The organism is Ruegeria sp. AP7, assembly GCF_056539905.1.
On sequence record NZ_JBQFVT010000005.1, the window covers coordinates 39,907 to 52,967 of the forward strand.

The following is a 13,061-nucleotide window of genomic DNA, read 5'->3' on the forward strand; positions in this document are numbered from 1 at the left end:
CAATGGAAACTTTTAGCCTTGGCGTAATCCTTTTTACCCTGATCGTTCTGGCGCTTGTGGCCATCATTATGGCGGCCCGGTCCAAGCTGGTGTCGACCGGTGATGTCAACATCACCATTAATGGCGAGAAAACAATCTCGGTTCCCGCAGGAGGCAAACTGCTGCAAACGCTTGCGGCGGAGAAGCTGTTTGTCCCATCGGCCTGCGGCGGTGGTGGGACGTGCGCGCAATGTCGTGTCAAAGTGCATTCGGGCGGAGGATCTATCCTGCCCACCGAGGAAAGCCATATCACCAAGCGTGAGGCGGCTTGCGGTGATCGCCTATCTTGTCAGGTTGCCGTCAAGCAGGACATGGATATCGAAGTTCCTGAAGAGGTCTTTGGCGTCAAAAAATGGGAATGCACCGTTCGTTCGAACGAGAACGTAGCAACCTTCATCAAGGCCCTGACACTGGACCTGCCTGAAGGCGAGGATGTGAACTTCCGCGCCGGTGGTTACATCCAGATCGAAGCGCCTGCGCACCAGCTGGCTTATACGGATTTCGACGTCGAAGAAGAGTATCGGGAAGATTGGGATCGCTTCAATTTGTGGCAGTACAAATCCGTCGTGGCCGAGCCGATTGAACGTGCCTATTCCATGGCCAACTACCCGGATGAAAAAGGCATGATCATGCTGAACGTCCGCGTGGCGTCGCCCCCTCCGGGGTCTGAAGGTATCCCGCCGGGTCAGATGTCGTCGTATATCTTTAATCTGAAACCGGGCGACAAAGTCACAATCTCGGGCCCGTTTGGTGAGTTCTTCGCCCGCGAGACCGAGAAAGAGATGGTCTTCATCGGTGGTGGTGCTGGTATGGCCCCGATGCGCAGTCATATCTTTGACCAGCTCAAACGTCTTGAGAACCGCAACCGCAAGATCAGTTTCTGGTATGGCGCGCGCTCGAAGAAAGAAATGTTCTTTGTCGAGGATTTCGACACTCTGGCCAAAGAGTTCGACAATTTCGAATGGCACGTCGCTCTGTCGGATGCCCAACCCGAGGATCATTGGAAAGGCTACACCGGCTTTATCCATAACGTTCTGTTCGAAGAATACCTCAAGAACCACCCGGCGCCTGAGGATTGCGAATACTACATGTGTGGCCCGCCAATCATGAACCAGTCTGTCATCAACATGTTGCTGGATCTGGGCGTGGATCGCGAAGACATCATGCTTGACGATTTCGGCGGATAAACAGTATTGATCGGTTCCACCCTTTGGAGCCGATTTTTTTCTCAGAGCTCATCAGTCAAAAGGCACCCCGGTGCCCTATTTTTCGACTGATGCTGCGCCGTTTTTGTCTCAGAAGGTAACAGGCGATATGCTAACCGGATGGATCAAAAGGTTTTTTGCGTCTCAAGCGCTACTTGATCAGGTAATAGGCACATCCTCACTGGCACCGACAGAGAAGTTCTATGCCATCGGCGACCTTCATGGCAGGCTGGACCTCCTGCAGATGCTTTTGCCTGAATTGGACGGTGCTTGTCCTACAGTGTTTGTTGGCGACTACGTTGATCGAGGTAAGCACAGCGCACAGGTTTTGCGTCAGTTACACCACCTGGACACACGTTCGGAAAAGAAAGCGATCTGCCTTAAGGGCAATCATGAGGACATGTTGCTTGGGTTTCTAGATGATCCAAGAAAATGGGAGCGTGTTTGGCTGCACAATGGTGGTGCCCAGACCTTGGCCTCATTTGACCTGACAGATATTGACCTCTCCGATCCAGATGCCGTCGCTGAAGCGCTTCGGGGCGCGATGGGGCAATCCCTTGTGGATTGGCTGTTTGATCGTCCGCTGACCTGGACAAGTGGCAATGTGACCGTTGTTCACGCTGCGCTTGACCCGTCGCAGCTGGTCGACGGACAGCAAGACAGCACCTGCCTCTGGGGACACCCGCAATTTCGTAAGAAACGTCGAAAAGACGGGCAATGGGTAGTGCACGGGCATACGATCGTCGACGAGCCCATGATTGAGAATGACGTCATATCTATCGACACCGGTGCATTCGTCACCGACCGCCTGACCGCCGCGGAAATCTCACCCGGTTCTGTCCGATTTATCTCGGCGAGTCACACCGGAATCGAGTGGGAATCGGCTTAAGAGTTAGCCGACAATCATCTGTTTCATTCTAAGCGCTTCATATTCCAGTTCCTTCAATCGGAAATGGACTACGTCCCCAATAGTAATAACGCCGCGCAAATTGCCGTCACTTAAAACAGGCATGTGCCGGAAGCGACCCTCGGTCATAGTTTTCAGCACATCGTTCAGATAGTCGTCTGGGCTACAGGTTTTGACCTCAGTCGTCATCAGGTCGGCCACAGATTGAGGTAATGTCTGACCGGGTGTTTCCGCCATTCGGCGAACAATATCACGTTCAGATAGGATCCCTTGCAACGAACCATTCTGGTCCGTGACCACAACCGCACCAATGCGCTTTTCCCGTAAGATATCTACAACTGAATGGATCGTATCGTTGGGTCGGACAGAAAAAACAGCATCCCCTTTGCCTTCCAGCAGTTTTGAAACCGTTGTCTGTGTGTGCGACAGGTTTGTTTCAACTGACTGACTGCGAGTCGCCTTCGCGGCCTTGTCGCCACGGGTCGGGGGCTGGTAAGAGCTTGGGGCCATGGGCGGTCTCCTCTTTCACAGGTAGTGTCCTTATTCTCTACCTTACCGCAGGGATAGGCGCTGTATAGGTGCAAATTCGAAAACCGATGTAGCCGGACTAATTTACAAGGAGTTCCAAGTTCTTGAGCGAGCTTTACCTGACCCCGCCGGTTGCTGCGTTGATCTTCTTTGTTGTCGTTGTCTGTGGTCACAATTTCCGCATGGTGTGGAAACAACAACCCTCAGGCTGGCAAAAACGCGCATGGATCTTTGGTGTGCCAGCCACGATTGGGCTTCTTGCCCTCGCGTTTTTGCCGCTCAAGATCTGACGCCGGTTTGACTCTGAACAGGGCCGCTGGCATATGCCGGGCAAGACTACTCGCAGGAGATCGCCCCATGCGCCCGTTGATTGCCTTGGCTTCGTTGTTGTTTGTTTCGGCTTGCCTGTTTGACAAGGAACCTGATGTGGTGCGCCTGTCCGGCGAGACTATGGGTACCACGTTCAACATTACCGCTATCGGCGATGATCTGGACGAAGCTGCACTGGGTCAGGCGGTTCAGGAGACACTGGCACAAGTTAACGCAAAGATGTCAAACTGGGACCCAAATTCCGAGGTTTCGACCTTCTCGGCCACAGACAGCACAGAACCAATGCCGGTTTCAGATGAGTTTGCGTTCGTGATCGAAGCCGCGAACGAGGTGCATGAGAAGTCTGGTGGTACGTTCGATGTCACCCTTGGTCCGCTGATCGAGTTGTGGGGATTCGGCCCGCGCAAACCCGAAGACCCGGTTCCTGCCGATGCTGAAATTGCAACAGCGTTAGCTCAGGTGGGTCAGGCCCGCCTACTGACATTGGATAGCGCAGCCGGCACCCTTGCGAAATCAGACGCAGGCGTGGGGATCAATTTGTCTGCGATTGCCAAAGGCTATGGTATCGATGCGGTTGCTGCACAACTGCGCGACGCTGGTATCGAGAACTATATGGTCGAGATTGGTGGTGATCTGGTGGCCATGGGTGAGAACGACAAGGGCGAAAGCTGGCGGATCGGCATCGAAAAGCCCGAAGCTGACGCACAGGCCATCCAACTAATCGTTCCGCTGGATAATCTGGGGATGGCAACTTCGGGTGATTATAAGAACTTCTTTGAACAAGATGGTGTGCGTTACTCGCACATTATCGACCCGGTCACGGGACGGCCGATCACTCATCGCACCACTTCCGTCACGGTTCTGGCGGATGATGCGATGATGGCAGATGCTTGGGCGACAGCGATGCTGGCACTTGGTCAGGAAAAAGGAATGGAAATCGCGGAAAAGAATAAACTTGCCGTGTTTTTTATCTCGCGCGATGTGACAAGCGGGGAAGAAGCCTATATCACCGTACAAAGCAGCGCTTTCAAGGATGCGCTGGGAACCAACTGATCGGTAGGCACTGCTATGAGCACCTTTATTCTGGCATTCGTATTGTTACTGATCATCATGGTCGGGATGTCGTTGGGCGTAATGCTGATGGGTAAGACCATCAAAGGCAGTTGCGGTGGCTTGAATGCAATTTCCGGTGCTGACAAATGTGTGGTTTGTCAAAAGGATATCGACCCCGATAGCCCCCTGCGTGATCAGTTGCAGTGCAAGCGTGCAAAAAAGATGCTGCAACAGATGGAAGGCTAGGATAGTCCTCTTGGCATGAGCAAAGCCAAGAACGTCCTCTTCATCATGTTCGACCAATTGCGCTGGGATTACCTCAGCTGCTACGGACACCCACATCTCCATACGCCAAACATTGACAGGCTCGCTTCGAGCGGCGTGCGGTTTACCCGCGCTTACATTCAGTCCCCCATTTGTGGCAGTTCGCGCATGTCGACCTATACCGGTCGCTATGTGCATTCGCACGGCGCGTCCTGGAACGGTATCCCGCTGAAAGTCGGAGAGATCACCTTGGGTGATCACTTGCGAAAAGCGGGGATGGATTGCTGGCTGGTCGGCAAGACCCATATGGCTGCGGATGCCGAAGGCATGGCCCGGCTGGGATTGGAGCCCGACAGTGTGATTGGTGCGCGCGTGGCTGAATGCGGGTTTGACGTGTTCGAGCGTGACGATGGATTGCGGGCCGAGGGACCAGATGGTTTTTACGATCCGGATGGGGCCAAGAAGTATAACGAATACCTGAAGGACAAAGGGTATGAGAGCGACAACCCCTGGCACGACTTTGCCAATTCGGGATTGGATGCGGATGGTAATGTTCTGTCCGGGTGGTTTCTGAAAAACTCGTCCGAGGCGGCCAATATTGCCGAGGAAGACAGTGAAACCCCATATTTGACCACCCGTGGGATGGAGTTCATGGATTCTCATGACGGCCCTTGGTGTTGTCATCTTAGCTATATCAAGCCGCATTGGCCTTATATTGTGCCGGAACCCTATGCATCGATGTATGGTCCCGAGCACATTCTGCCGGTGGTTCGGTCTGAGTCAGAACGCCAGAATGCGCATCCGGTGCTGAAGGCATTCATGGACACGAAAATTGGCCAAACTTTCTCGCGTCAGGACGTACGCGAGGCCGTTATCCCTGCTTACATGGGCCTAATCAAGCAAGCCGATGACCAGATGGGGCGGCTGTTCGACTGGATGGAGAAAACCGGGCGGATGCAGGACACCATGATCGTGCTAACCTCGGACCACGGGGATTTTCTGGGCGATCACTGGATGGGCGAGAAGACATTTTTCCACGATGCTTCAACCAAAATGCCCCTGATCATTTACGATCCATCGTCCGAGGCTGATTCCACGCGCGGGACCACTTGTAACGCATTGGTCGAGTCCATCGATCTGGCCCCCACGTTTCTTGAGATTGCTGGCGGGGAGCCCGCAGGCCACATCCTCGAAGGGCATTCGCTGCTGCCTATTTTGCATGGTCAGGCCGATAGCACGCCACGCGATGTGGCAATCTGCGAATATGACTACTCTGCATCGCCAATAGCTCAGAAGCTGAATGTCTCGGTTCGGGATGCGGTCATGTTTATGGTCGCGAACGAGAAGTGGAAGTTGATCCATTGCGAGGGTGGTTTTCGCCCGCTCTTGTTTGACCGTGAGAATGATCCAAATGAGCTGACCGATCTGGGTGATAGTGCGGAGCACGCAGACATCATTGCAGAAATGTATGACCACTTGTTTGCTTGGACCCGCCGCCCTTCGCAGCGTACCACCCGGTCCGAAGAGCAACTGCTAAACATGCGCGGTTCCAGCGGCGGAACTGGCATAGTGATCGGCATTTATGACGAAAATGATATACCGCTCGAGCTGACTGTGAAGTATCGCAACCGTAAGGCACGGCCCTTTGGCGACTACACGTCAGATTAATTCTGCTCTTGTAGCTTCAAAAGACGGTTCAACCTTGCACGGGCAGGGGGTAGAAGATGGCGACGCCGAAATCGGAGAGCACTCATGACCGCCCCCAAACCCGTTGTTCTGTGTATCCTTGATGGTTGGGGGCTGTCCGACGACACCAAAGCCAATGCGCCATATCTGGCAAACACGCCGACCTTTGATGCCCTTGTGGCGGAAGGACCACATGCGCAACTGATTACGCACGGACCGGATGTGGGCCTGCCAAGCGGCCAGATGGGAAACTCCGAGGTCGGTCACACCAATATTGGGGCAGGGCGCGTGGTTGCGATGGATCTGGGCCAGATCGATCTGGCGATCGAAGACGGTTCTTTTTCCAACAATGAAGCACTGCAAGATTTTATCGCTAAGGTGAAAGCGACAGATGGTACAGCCCATCTGATGGGATTGGTCTCGGATGGTGGTGTACATGGACACCTTGATCACATCGTAGCCGCGGCGAAAGCCATTACCGATGCTGGCGTTCCAGTTGCGTTGCATGCCATCACAGACGGGCGCGATGTGGCGCCGAAATCAGCCTTTACCTACATTGCGGAGCTTGAGGATCGTTTGCACGAAGGGGCAAAGATCGTCACGGTCTGCGGGCGGTACTATGCCATGGACCGTGATAATCGCTGGGAACGCGTTTCTGAGGCTTATGACGCGATTGTCAAAGGGCAGGGGCGTACCGTGGTTTCGGCACATGAGGCTGTTGATCACGCTTATACCCAATCCGAGACAGACGAATTCATCGCGCCCACGGTGGTCAACGGGTACTCGGGCATCCAGGACGGTGACGGATTTTTCTGTCTGAACTTCCGTGCCGACCGCGCCCGCGAGATACTGCGCGCAATTGGCGAACCAGGTTTTGCAGATTTTGACACTGGCTCGCGCCCACAGTTATCGGCATTGCTGGGCATGGTCGAATACTCCGACGGCCACAATGCCTATATGGCGACCGTATTTCCCAAGCGGGACATCGTGAATACTCTGGGCGAATGGGTTGCGAAACAGGGTTTGCGCCAGTTTCGGCTGGCCGAAACTGAGAAATACCCCCATGTGACCTTTTTTCTAAACGGTGGCATAGAACAACCCGAAGAGGGCGAAGATCGTTTCATGCCCAAATCGCCCAAAGTGGCGACATATGACCTGCAACCCGAAATGTCCTCGGCCGAGGTGACCAGTAAATTCGTCGAGGCGATACATGACGGATATGATCTGATCGTCACAAATTATGCCAACCCCGACATGGTCGGTCATACCGGTGATCTACAGGCTGCGATTGATGCCTGCGAGGCGGTCGACAAGGGATTGGCCCAAGTCGTAGCTGCCTTAAAGCAGGTGGGTGGCGCGATGATCGTGACCGCTGATCATGGCAATTGTGAAATGATGGTTGATCCGGAAACCGGCGGTCCGCACACCGCCCATACTTTGAACCCTGTTCCAGTTGTATTGGTTGGCGGCCCCGCAAATCCAAGCCTGCGCGACGGGCGACTGGCCGATCTGGCACCAACGCTGCTGGAACTTATGGAACTACCAAAACCTACAGAAATGACTGGAGAAAGTCTGCTGACATGAGGATTCGCCCGGTCCTCATAGCAGCGTTGATTTGGTCGACGCCTGTCATCGCGCAAACTAACCCGTCTATGGCGGCGCTAGAGGCGGCAGAGATGCTTGAGCAAGCCTCGATAGCTCTGACCGAGGCTGACAGTGCACGTGATCGAGTCAAAGCGCTGACCGAAACGCTTCAGGCGTACGAGGCTGGTCTGACCGCGATGCGTGACGGCCTGCGTCGTGCGGCCCTACGAGAAGCGCAATTGACGGCGGAACTTCAGGTGAGAGAGCAGGAGGTGGCGCAGCTGCTTGGTGTTCTGCAGACTATCGAGACCACCGCGCCACCGGTACTGATGCTGCACCCCTCCGGCCCATTGGGAGCGGCTAGAACGGGTATGATGCTGTCAGAGGTTACGCCTGGCCTGAACACTCAAGCCCAGAATCTTGCAGCCGATTTGCAAGAAGTCCAAACGCTGCGCCAGCTCCAGCAGAATGCCGCCAATACCCTGACAAAAGGTCTGACGGGGGTGCAAGATGCTCGTACGAAACTGAGCGAGGCTATTGCGGACCGTACTGACCTACCGCGCCGCTTTGTCGAAGATCCCGTGCGCACCGCTATTTTGATATCTTCGACCGAAACGCTGGACGGGTTTGCCAGTGGATTGTCTGAGATTTCCGATGGTGAAATCGCAGATACAAACGCCGATATCGCGGATCAGAAAGGCCATATCGCCCTACCCACCAAAGGGGTCATTCTTCACCGATCGGGGGAAACAGATGCGGCTGGCGTTACGCGCGCCGGTCTTGTGTTGGGAACGCGGCCTCGCGCATTGGTAACGTCACCCACAGCCGCAACGATCCGCTACCGAGGACCATTGCTGGATCTGGGGAACCTAGTGATCCTTGAGCCTCAATCTGGACTGCTCTTTGTGTTCTCGGGTTTACAAGAGGTGTATGGCAATACGGGAGAGGTGATCCCGGAAGGCACTCCAGTGGGTTTAATGCCGGGTGAAACCCCGGGAATCGGCGCTATTATGTCAACAAGCGGTGATGGCACTGGAACTGATCGGTCAGAAACGCTCTATATAGAGGTAAGAGAAGATAACAGCCCAGTGGACCCGGAATTATGGTTCCGGACGGACAAGGATGGATAAACGAGTATGAAGAAATTTGTGATCGCCGGTCTGGCCGGCACCGTGGCGGGGTTAATCGCAACCACACAGATTGCGGGGCCCTTGTTGGCGCAAGAGGCCGAAAACAAGGCTGGAGTATATGAGCAGCTTGATCTGTTTGGCGATATTTTTGAACGTATCCGCGCCCAATATGTCGAAGAAGTCGAAACCGACGAACTGATCGAAGCGGCGATTGACGGGATGCTAACGTCGCTTGATCCGCATTCCAGCTACCTGTCGCCTGATGATGCCGAACAAATGCGTGTTCAAACGCGAGGCGAATTCGGTGGTCTTGGGATCGAAGTCACGCAGGAAGAGGGCTTTGTCAAAGTTGTCTCGCCCATGGATGATACCCCGGCAGACGCGGCCGGGATCGAAGCAGGTGATTTCATTACCCATGTCGATGGCGAAAGTATTCTTGGCCTGACTCTGGATAAAGCAGTTGATTTGATGCGTGGCCCGGTAGGGTCGGAGATCGTTATCACAGTCGTGCGCGAAGGTGAGCAGGAACCCTTTGATGTTACGATCGTGCGCGACACAATCAAACTGACAGCCGTCCGCGCGCGCACTGAAGGCACCAGTGTGGTGCTGCGCGTCACAACCTTTAATGATCAGACCTTCCCGAACCTCAAGGAAGGGTTGGAAGAACAAATTGAAGAGGCGGGTGGTATCGAAAATGTAAACGGTGTCGTTTTGGATCTGAGGAATAATCCGGGTGGTTTGCTGACGCAGGCTATCAAGGTTTCAGATGCGTTTTTGAATGAAGGTGAGATCGTTTCGACCCGTGGTCGCAATCCGGAAGACGGTGAACGGTTTAACGCCACACCCGGTGACCTGACCGGTGGTAAGCCTATTGTTGTCCTGATAAACGGCGGCTCAGCGTCGGCTTCGGAAATCGTGGCTGGCGCACTGCAGGATCACCATCGTGCGATTGTGGTTGGCACTAAGAGCTTTGGCAAAGGATCAGTCCAAACGGTAATGCCAATTCGAGGCGATGGCGCGATGCGTCTAACTACATCTCGCTACTACACGCCCTCGGGTCGTTCGATTCAAGCGCTTGGCGTCAGCCCGGACATCATCGTAGAGCAACCCCGTAACCGACCCGATGAAGAAGATGAGGACGATGCAAACGCCCGTACCCGGTCCGAGGCCGATCTGCGCGGTAGCCTGAACAATGACAGCCTGAGCGAAGACGAGATTCGCCAGATTGAAGAGGACCGGGCCAAAGCTGAAGCGACAGCAGAACTTCGGGAAGAAGACTATCAGTTGGCCTATGCAATCGACATCCTCAAAGGTCTTTCGGCATTCAACCCAACTGGACCTTCGCAGTAATAGTCGTGGGGTCGCAAAAGGCGGCCCCACCTCCAATTTCTTCCGCTTTATTCTTCGATCTTGTGCAGTTTTTTCTCGTCCAGCATCAGGGCAAGGATGATTCCCACCGCGACCGAGAAAGTGGCGAAGGCAAAGGCCATGTTCATTCCGGTGTCAAAGGCTGCAGTAATGGCAGACTTAACTTTTTCGATTTCACCCGAATTTAACTTCTGCATTACAGCTTTTGCAGATTCTGTGGTCAGCGTCCCACCATTAATTGCCTTTTGATCGGTGTCAGACATATCAATGCCTGCAGTCGCAAGCCCAGTTTTCAGGCTTTGCAGACTGGATACATACATGACCGCAGTCGCGCAGGCGACAGATATAGCGCCGTAGACAAGATGGGTCATGAAACTCAGCCCCCCGACCAGACCGGCGCGTTCGGGCTTGACTGCGCATACAGCTGCTGTGCCGGACGGACCAACTGTCAGCGTTGCACCCAATCCTATCAGGGCCATTCCCGGCAATATCTGAAAATATCCGGCGCTGGCAGGCATTACGACCACGCTTGCTGCGCCGAGTGTCGAACAGACATATCCCCAAAAGAGCAATCGTTTGGGTCCGAAGTCATTGTAAAGCGTGCCCGAGACAATCGAGCCAACGGCCAACAGGACCGTCAGCGGGGCCAGGCCCAACGCGGATTGAAAGACAGACCACCCAAGAACTTTCTGCATATATTGTGGAAAATACAACAACCCCACGAAAGCGGCGGAGACATTGAACATGTTCAGACCCAGGGTGATCAGAAACTCTCGGTTCTGCATTAACTGGGGCAGCAGCAATGGCTCCTTGACCCTCTTTTCGACCCTCGGAAACAAGAAAAACAATATGGCGCTGACAAAAAACAGCAGTATGAGAGGTAGCGACGTCCAGCCCCAGTCGGCCCCTACGTCCAAGCCGTAAAGCAGTAACAATACCGCCAATGACAGGATGCCCATACCTGCAAAATCGATATGCTCCCCTTTCTTATGCTCGGTTTCACGCTCCATCAGTAGTATGGCTGTTGCCATTGAAACGCAGGAGAACACTACGTTTGCCAGGAAAAATAGCCGCCAGTCACCCAGGTTGACCACTGCGCCGCTGATCATTGGGCCGAAGACATTGCCTGTGGTAACACCGGCTAGAATTAACCCCATAACAAGCGCGCGGTGTTCCTCTTTCGCAACTTTGGTCGCACCAAATGCTAGAGTGCATGGCCAGACGCATCCTGCCCCTATCCCCTGCAACGCGCGCGCTCCGATCAAATAGTCCAATCCGGGCGAGACAAAGCATAAAATCGACGCAAACAAGAAAATCGAAAGGCCAATGATCATCATCCTACGATGGCCGTACATGTCACCCAGGCGACCGCCAGCTACCATTGTCATAGCAAAAAACAGGGCGTAGATATTCAGAACCCATTGGGTACTGGTTATGTCTGCATCAAAGCTGCTTTCAATTGCGGGCACCAGCATCAAGGCCCCGGTGAAATCGATCCCGATACCGAATGCCGTCACCATCAGGGCGATGATTTTTATGATGCTCTTTCGATCCATGGCCTCATCACTTGATGACGGTAAGCCTCAATGATGCATGGACAACGCTGAAAAGAAAGAAGTTTACCGCGCATGGCTGTTAGTGATCGCGACAAAACCGGGTCTAAGATGCCTGAGATCTGCGAAACGCGCTCTTTAACATGTCAAGTTCAGCGCGAAGTAACGCAACCTCGGCCCGCAGATCATCAGCAGCGGGAGATCCGGCAATGACGGTAAATTCACCTAACTTCTCACCGGTTATCGTGTCACGGATTAAGAAACACTGCACACCGTCGGAAACGGCGGAAAACGGTACTGGAATGCGCAAAACCCACCCCTCATCATCGGGTATCAGTTCGACATCTGGCAATTGCTCACCCAGATACTGCACTTCAACCTGAGGAGTACTTTCACTGCTCAGGTGACCTTCCCATACAGCGTTCTCAAAACGAATTGGGGTTAAGCTTGTTTGCGTCATCATGTGCCTCTAAAGATCTGCCCTGTGATGGCGGCAAAATGTCAAATCGCGTAAAACCACACGATTCATTGCAGGTTGATTAATAATCAGGTCCAGCCAGAGTTTTTCAATCCGACGTTCGTGCAATTCTAGATGTGCCAGGTCGAAATCGACCGAGCATTCTGGCGTCGAAAGATCGAGCTCGCGCAGAACCTGCTCGGAGTTGGGGCCATGTTGGATATTGAGTCGGGAAAAGACGGTTGTCGGGCGTTCGGATTCAATCACAGTGTCCACCCGCATCATGTGCTGACGAGTCAATCCAACGGCGGCATTTGGTGGAAGCTCGATGGACAACGATAGAAATGACCCTTGAAAATCAAAGATCTCAATAGCCAGGCTGAATGGGGCCAGGTCCTTTTCCCGCCGGTTGCGGGCTTGCTGCAATCCTATCTCGCTCAAAGAGCAGTCGTGAAATAAGGTTACTTGCCCATCTATCTTCGCCTTACGCGGTGCGGATGCCAGTCCCTTGCGCGATGCAGGTAAACGCCAAAAATCTGGGCGCCATGACCAGTCGGTTCCCAGTGGTTTCGGAATTTGATCAGAGCCAAGCCGCGGCTGGATCAATCGATTATCAGCAATTTGGATGACCCGTTCCAACTGCCCCCGCAATTGCCGCGCCTCATCGCGTTGACGCCTAAGCTTGGGCAAAGCCAACTGGTCGGCCAACTGCTCTGTCCGCTGAAACCGCCGGATTGTCTTGCGCAGAATATAGCGATCCAGAAATTCCCTCATCGTCCTCTCATCCAAACCTGTCTCTCTTTAGTCAAAAGCCGTGCAATGGACAAACCTGTCCTGATTAATAACGAGTGATATTTTCTGAGATCTGAACAAGACACGCAGATCAACTGGAATTTACGGCGGCGGTACTTCACAATTCTTGCAATGGACTGGGCTGCAGCTTACCGTCGGCGTTCT

The 13,061-nt window shown here is 53.7% G+C and carries 13 protein-coding genes; 9 read left to right on the forward strand and 4 right to left on the reverse strand.

Annotated elements, in window-relative coordinates:
* Window positions 1-2: 2 nt before the first annotated feature.
* Both nqrF and ACR0KN_RS11345 read left to right on the forward strand, forming a co-directional pair.
* Window positions 3-1,226 (forward strand): NADH:ubiquinone reductase (Na(+)-transporting) subunit F, encoded by a 1,224-nt coding sequence (nqrF, locus tag ACR0KN_RS11340; RefSeq protein ID WP_480653570.1) that lies wholly within the window; start codon window positions 3-5, stop codon window positions 1,224-1,226.
* A gap of 70 nt (window positions 1,227-1,296) precedes the next feature.
* Window positions 1,297-2,133 (forward strand): metallophosphoesterase, encoded by an 837-nt coding sequence (locus ACR0KN_RS11345; RefSeq protein WP_480653572.1) that lies wholly within the window; start codon window positions 1,297-1,299, stop codon window positions 2,131-2,133.
* Window positions 2,134-2,136: 3 nt separating this feature from the next.
* Here the strand turns inward: ACR0KN_RS11345 and ACR0KN_RS11350 are convergent, their stop codons facing one another.
* Window positions 2,137-2,661 carry a CBS domain-containing protein gene (locus ACR0KN_RS11350; RefSeq protein ID WP_010441346.1) on the reverse strand — a complete coding sequence of 175 codons (525 nt, stop codon included), beginning with the start codon at window positions 2,659-2,661 and terminating at the stop codon, window positions 2,137-2,139.
* Window positions 2,662-2,783: 122 nt separating this feature from the next.
* On the opposite strand from ACR0KN_RS11350, the gene ACR0KN_RS11355 reads away from it, so the two are divergent.
* The 7 genes from ACR0KN_RS11355 (at window position 2,784) to ACR0KN_RS11385 (ending at window position 10,076) form a co-directional block, all read left to right on the forward strand.
* Complete coding sequence (locus tag ACR0KN_RS11355) at window positions 2,784-2,969, forward strand: hypothetical protein (protein ID WP_170545946.1); 186 nt, start codon at window positions 2,784-2,786, stop codon at window positions 2,967-2,969.
* 67 nt (window positions 2,970-3,036) lie between these two features.
* Entirely contained in the window at window positions 3,037-4,062 is a 1,026-nt protein-coding gene (locus ACR0KN_RS11360) for an FAD:protein FMN transferase (protein WP_480653574.1), read from the forward strand.
* Window positions 4,063-4,077: 15 nt separating this feature from the next.
* Complete coding sequence (gene nqrM / locus ACR0KN_RS11365) at window positions 4,078-4,308, forward strand: (Na+)-NQR maturation NqrM (protein ID WP_010441352.1); 231 nt, start codon at window positions 4,078-4,080, stop codon at window positions 4,306-4,308.
* Between the two features lie 15 nt (window positions 4,309-4,323).
* Entirely contained in the window at window positions 4,324-5,994 is a 1,671-nt protein-coding gene (locus ACR0KN_RS11370; RefSeq protein WP_480653576.1) for a sulfatase-like hydrolase/transferase, read from the forward strand.
* An 84-nt stretch (window positions 5,995-6,078) separates the two neighbouring features.
* Entirely contained in the window at window positions 6,079-7,596 is a 1,518-nt protein-coding gene (gpmI, locus tag ACR0KN_RS11375) for a 2,3-bisphosphoglycerate-independent phosphoglycerate mutase (RefSeq protein WP_480653578.1), read from the forward strand.
* The gene (locus ACR0KN_RS11380) at window positions 7,593-8,726 is read left to right on the forward strand and encodes a murein hydrolase activator EnvC family protein (RefSeq protein WP_480653580.1); all 1,134 of its coding nucleotides are present in this window, start codon (window positions 7,593-7,595) and stop codon (window positions 8,724-8,726) included. The genes gpmI and ACR0KN_RS11380 overlap by 4 nt, the downstream gene beginning before the upstream one ends.
* 6 nt (window positions 8,727-8,732) lie before the next feature.
* Window positions 8,733-10,076: a S41 family peptidase gene (locus ACR0KN_RS11385; protein WP_170545931.1), complete on the forward strand. Its 1,344-nt coding sequence runs from the start codon at window positions 8,733-8,735 to the stop codon at window positions 10,074-10,076.
* Between the two features lie 47 nt (window positions 10,077-10,123).
* Here ACR0KN_RS11385 and ACR0KN_RS11390 read toward each other — a convergent pair whose 3' ends face one another.
* The 3 genes from ACR0KN_RS11390 to ACR0KN_RS11400 form a co-directional block, all read right to left on the reverse strand.
* Window positions 10,124-11,650, reverse strand: coding sequence for an MFS transporter (locus ACR0KN_RS11390; protein ID WP_480653582.1), 1,527 nt, complete (start codon window positions 11,648-11,650; stop codon window positions 10,124-10,126).
* 103 nt (window positions 11,651-11,753) lie between these two features.
* A complete protein-coding gene (locus ACR0KN_RS11395) occupies window positions 11,754-12,110 on the reverse strand; it encodes a hypothetical protein (protein ID WP_480653584.1) in 357 nt (118 codons plus the stop codon).
* A gap of 6 nt (window positions 12,111-12,116) precedes the next feature.
* A complete protein-coding gene (locus ACR0KN_RS11400) occupies window positions 12,117-12,878 on the reverse strand; it encodes a DUF6478 family protein (protein WP_480653586.1) in 762 nt (253 codons plus the stop codon).
* Between the last annotated feature and the right edge of the window lie 183 nt (window positions 12,879-13,061).

Coding starts and splice junctions, on each gene's coding strand:
- ACR0KN_RS11370 (WP_480653576.1), top strand. CDS start 4,324: ATGAGCAAAGCCAAGAACGTCCTCTTCATCATGTTCGACCAATTGCGC.
- nqrF (WP_480653570.1), top strand. CDS start 3: ATGGAAACTTTTAGCCTTGGCGTAATCCTTTTTACCCTGATCGTTCTG.
- ACR0KN_RS11395 (WP_480653584.1), bottom strand. CDS start 12,110: ATGATGACGCAAACAAGCTTAACCCCAATTCGTTTTGAGAACGCTGTA.
- ACR0KN_RS11360 (WP_480653574.1), top strand. CDS start 3,037: ATGCGCCCGTTGATTGCCTTGGCTTCGTTGTTGTTTGTTTCGGCTTGC.
- nqrM (WP_010441352.1), top strand. CDS start 4,078: ATGAGCACCTTTATTCTGGCATTCGTATTGTTACTGATCATCATGGTC.
- ACR0KN_RS11390 (WP_480653582.1), bottom strand. CDS start 11,650: ATGGATCGAAAGAGCATCATAAAAATCATCGCCCTGATGGTGACGGCA.
- gpmI (WP_480653578.1), top strand. CDS start 6,079: ATGACCGCCCCCAAACCCGTTGTTCTGTGTATCCTTGATGGTTGGGGG.
- ACR0KN_RS11380 (WP_480653580.1), top strand. CDS start 7,593: ATGAGGATTCGCCCGGTCCTCATAGCAGCGTTGATTTGGTCGACGCCT.
- ACR0KN_RS11400 (WP_480653586.1), bottom strand. CDS start 12,878: ATGAGGGAATTTCTGGATCGCTATATTCTGCGCAAGACAATCCGGCGG.
- ACR0KN_RS11385 (WP_170545931.1), top strand. CDS start 8,733: ATGAAGAAATTTGTGATCGCCGGTCTGGCCGGCACCGTGGCGGGGTTA.
- ACR0KN_RS11350 (WP_010441346.1), bottom strand. CDS start 2,661: ATGGCCCCAAGCTCTTACCAGCCCCCGACCCGTGGCGACAAGGCCGCG.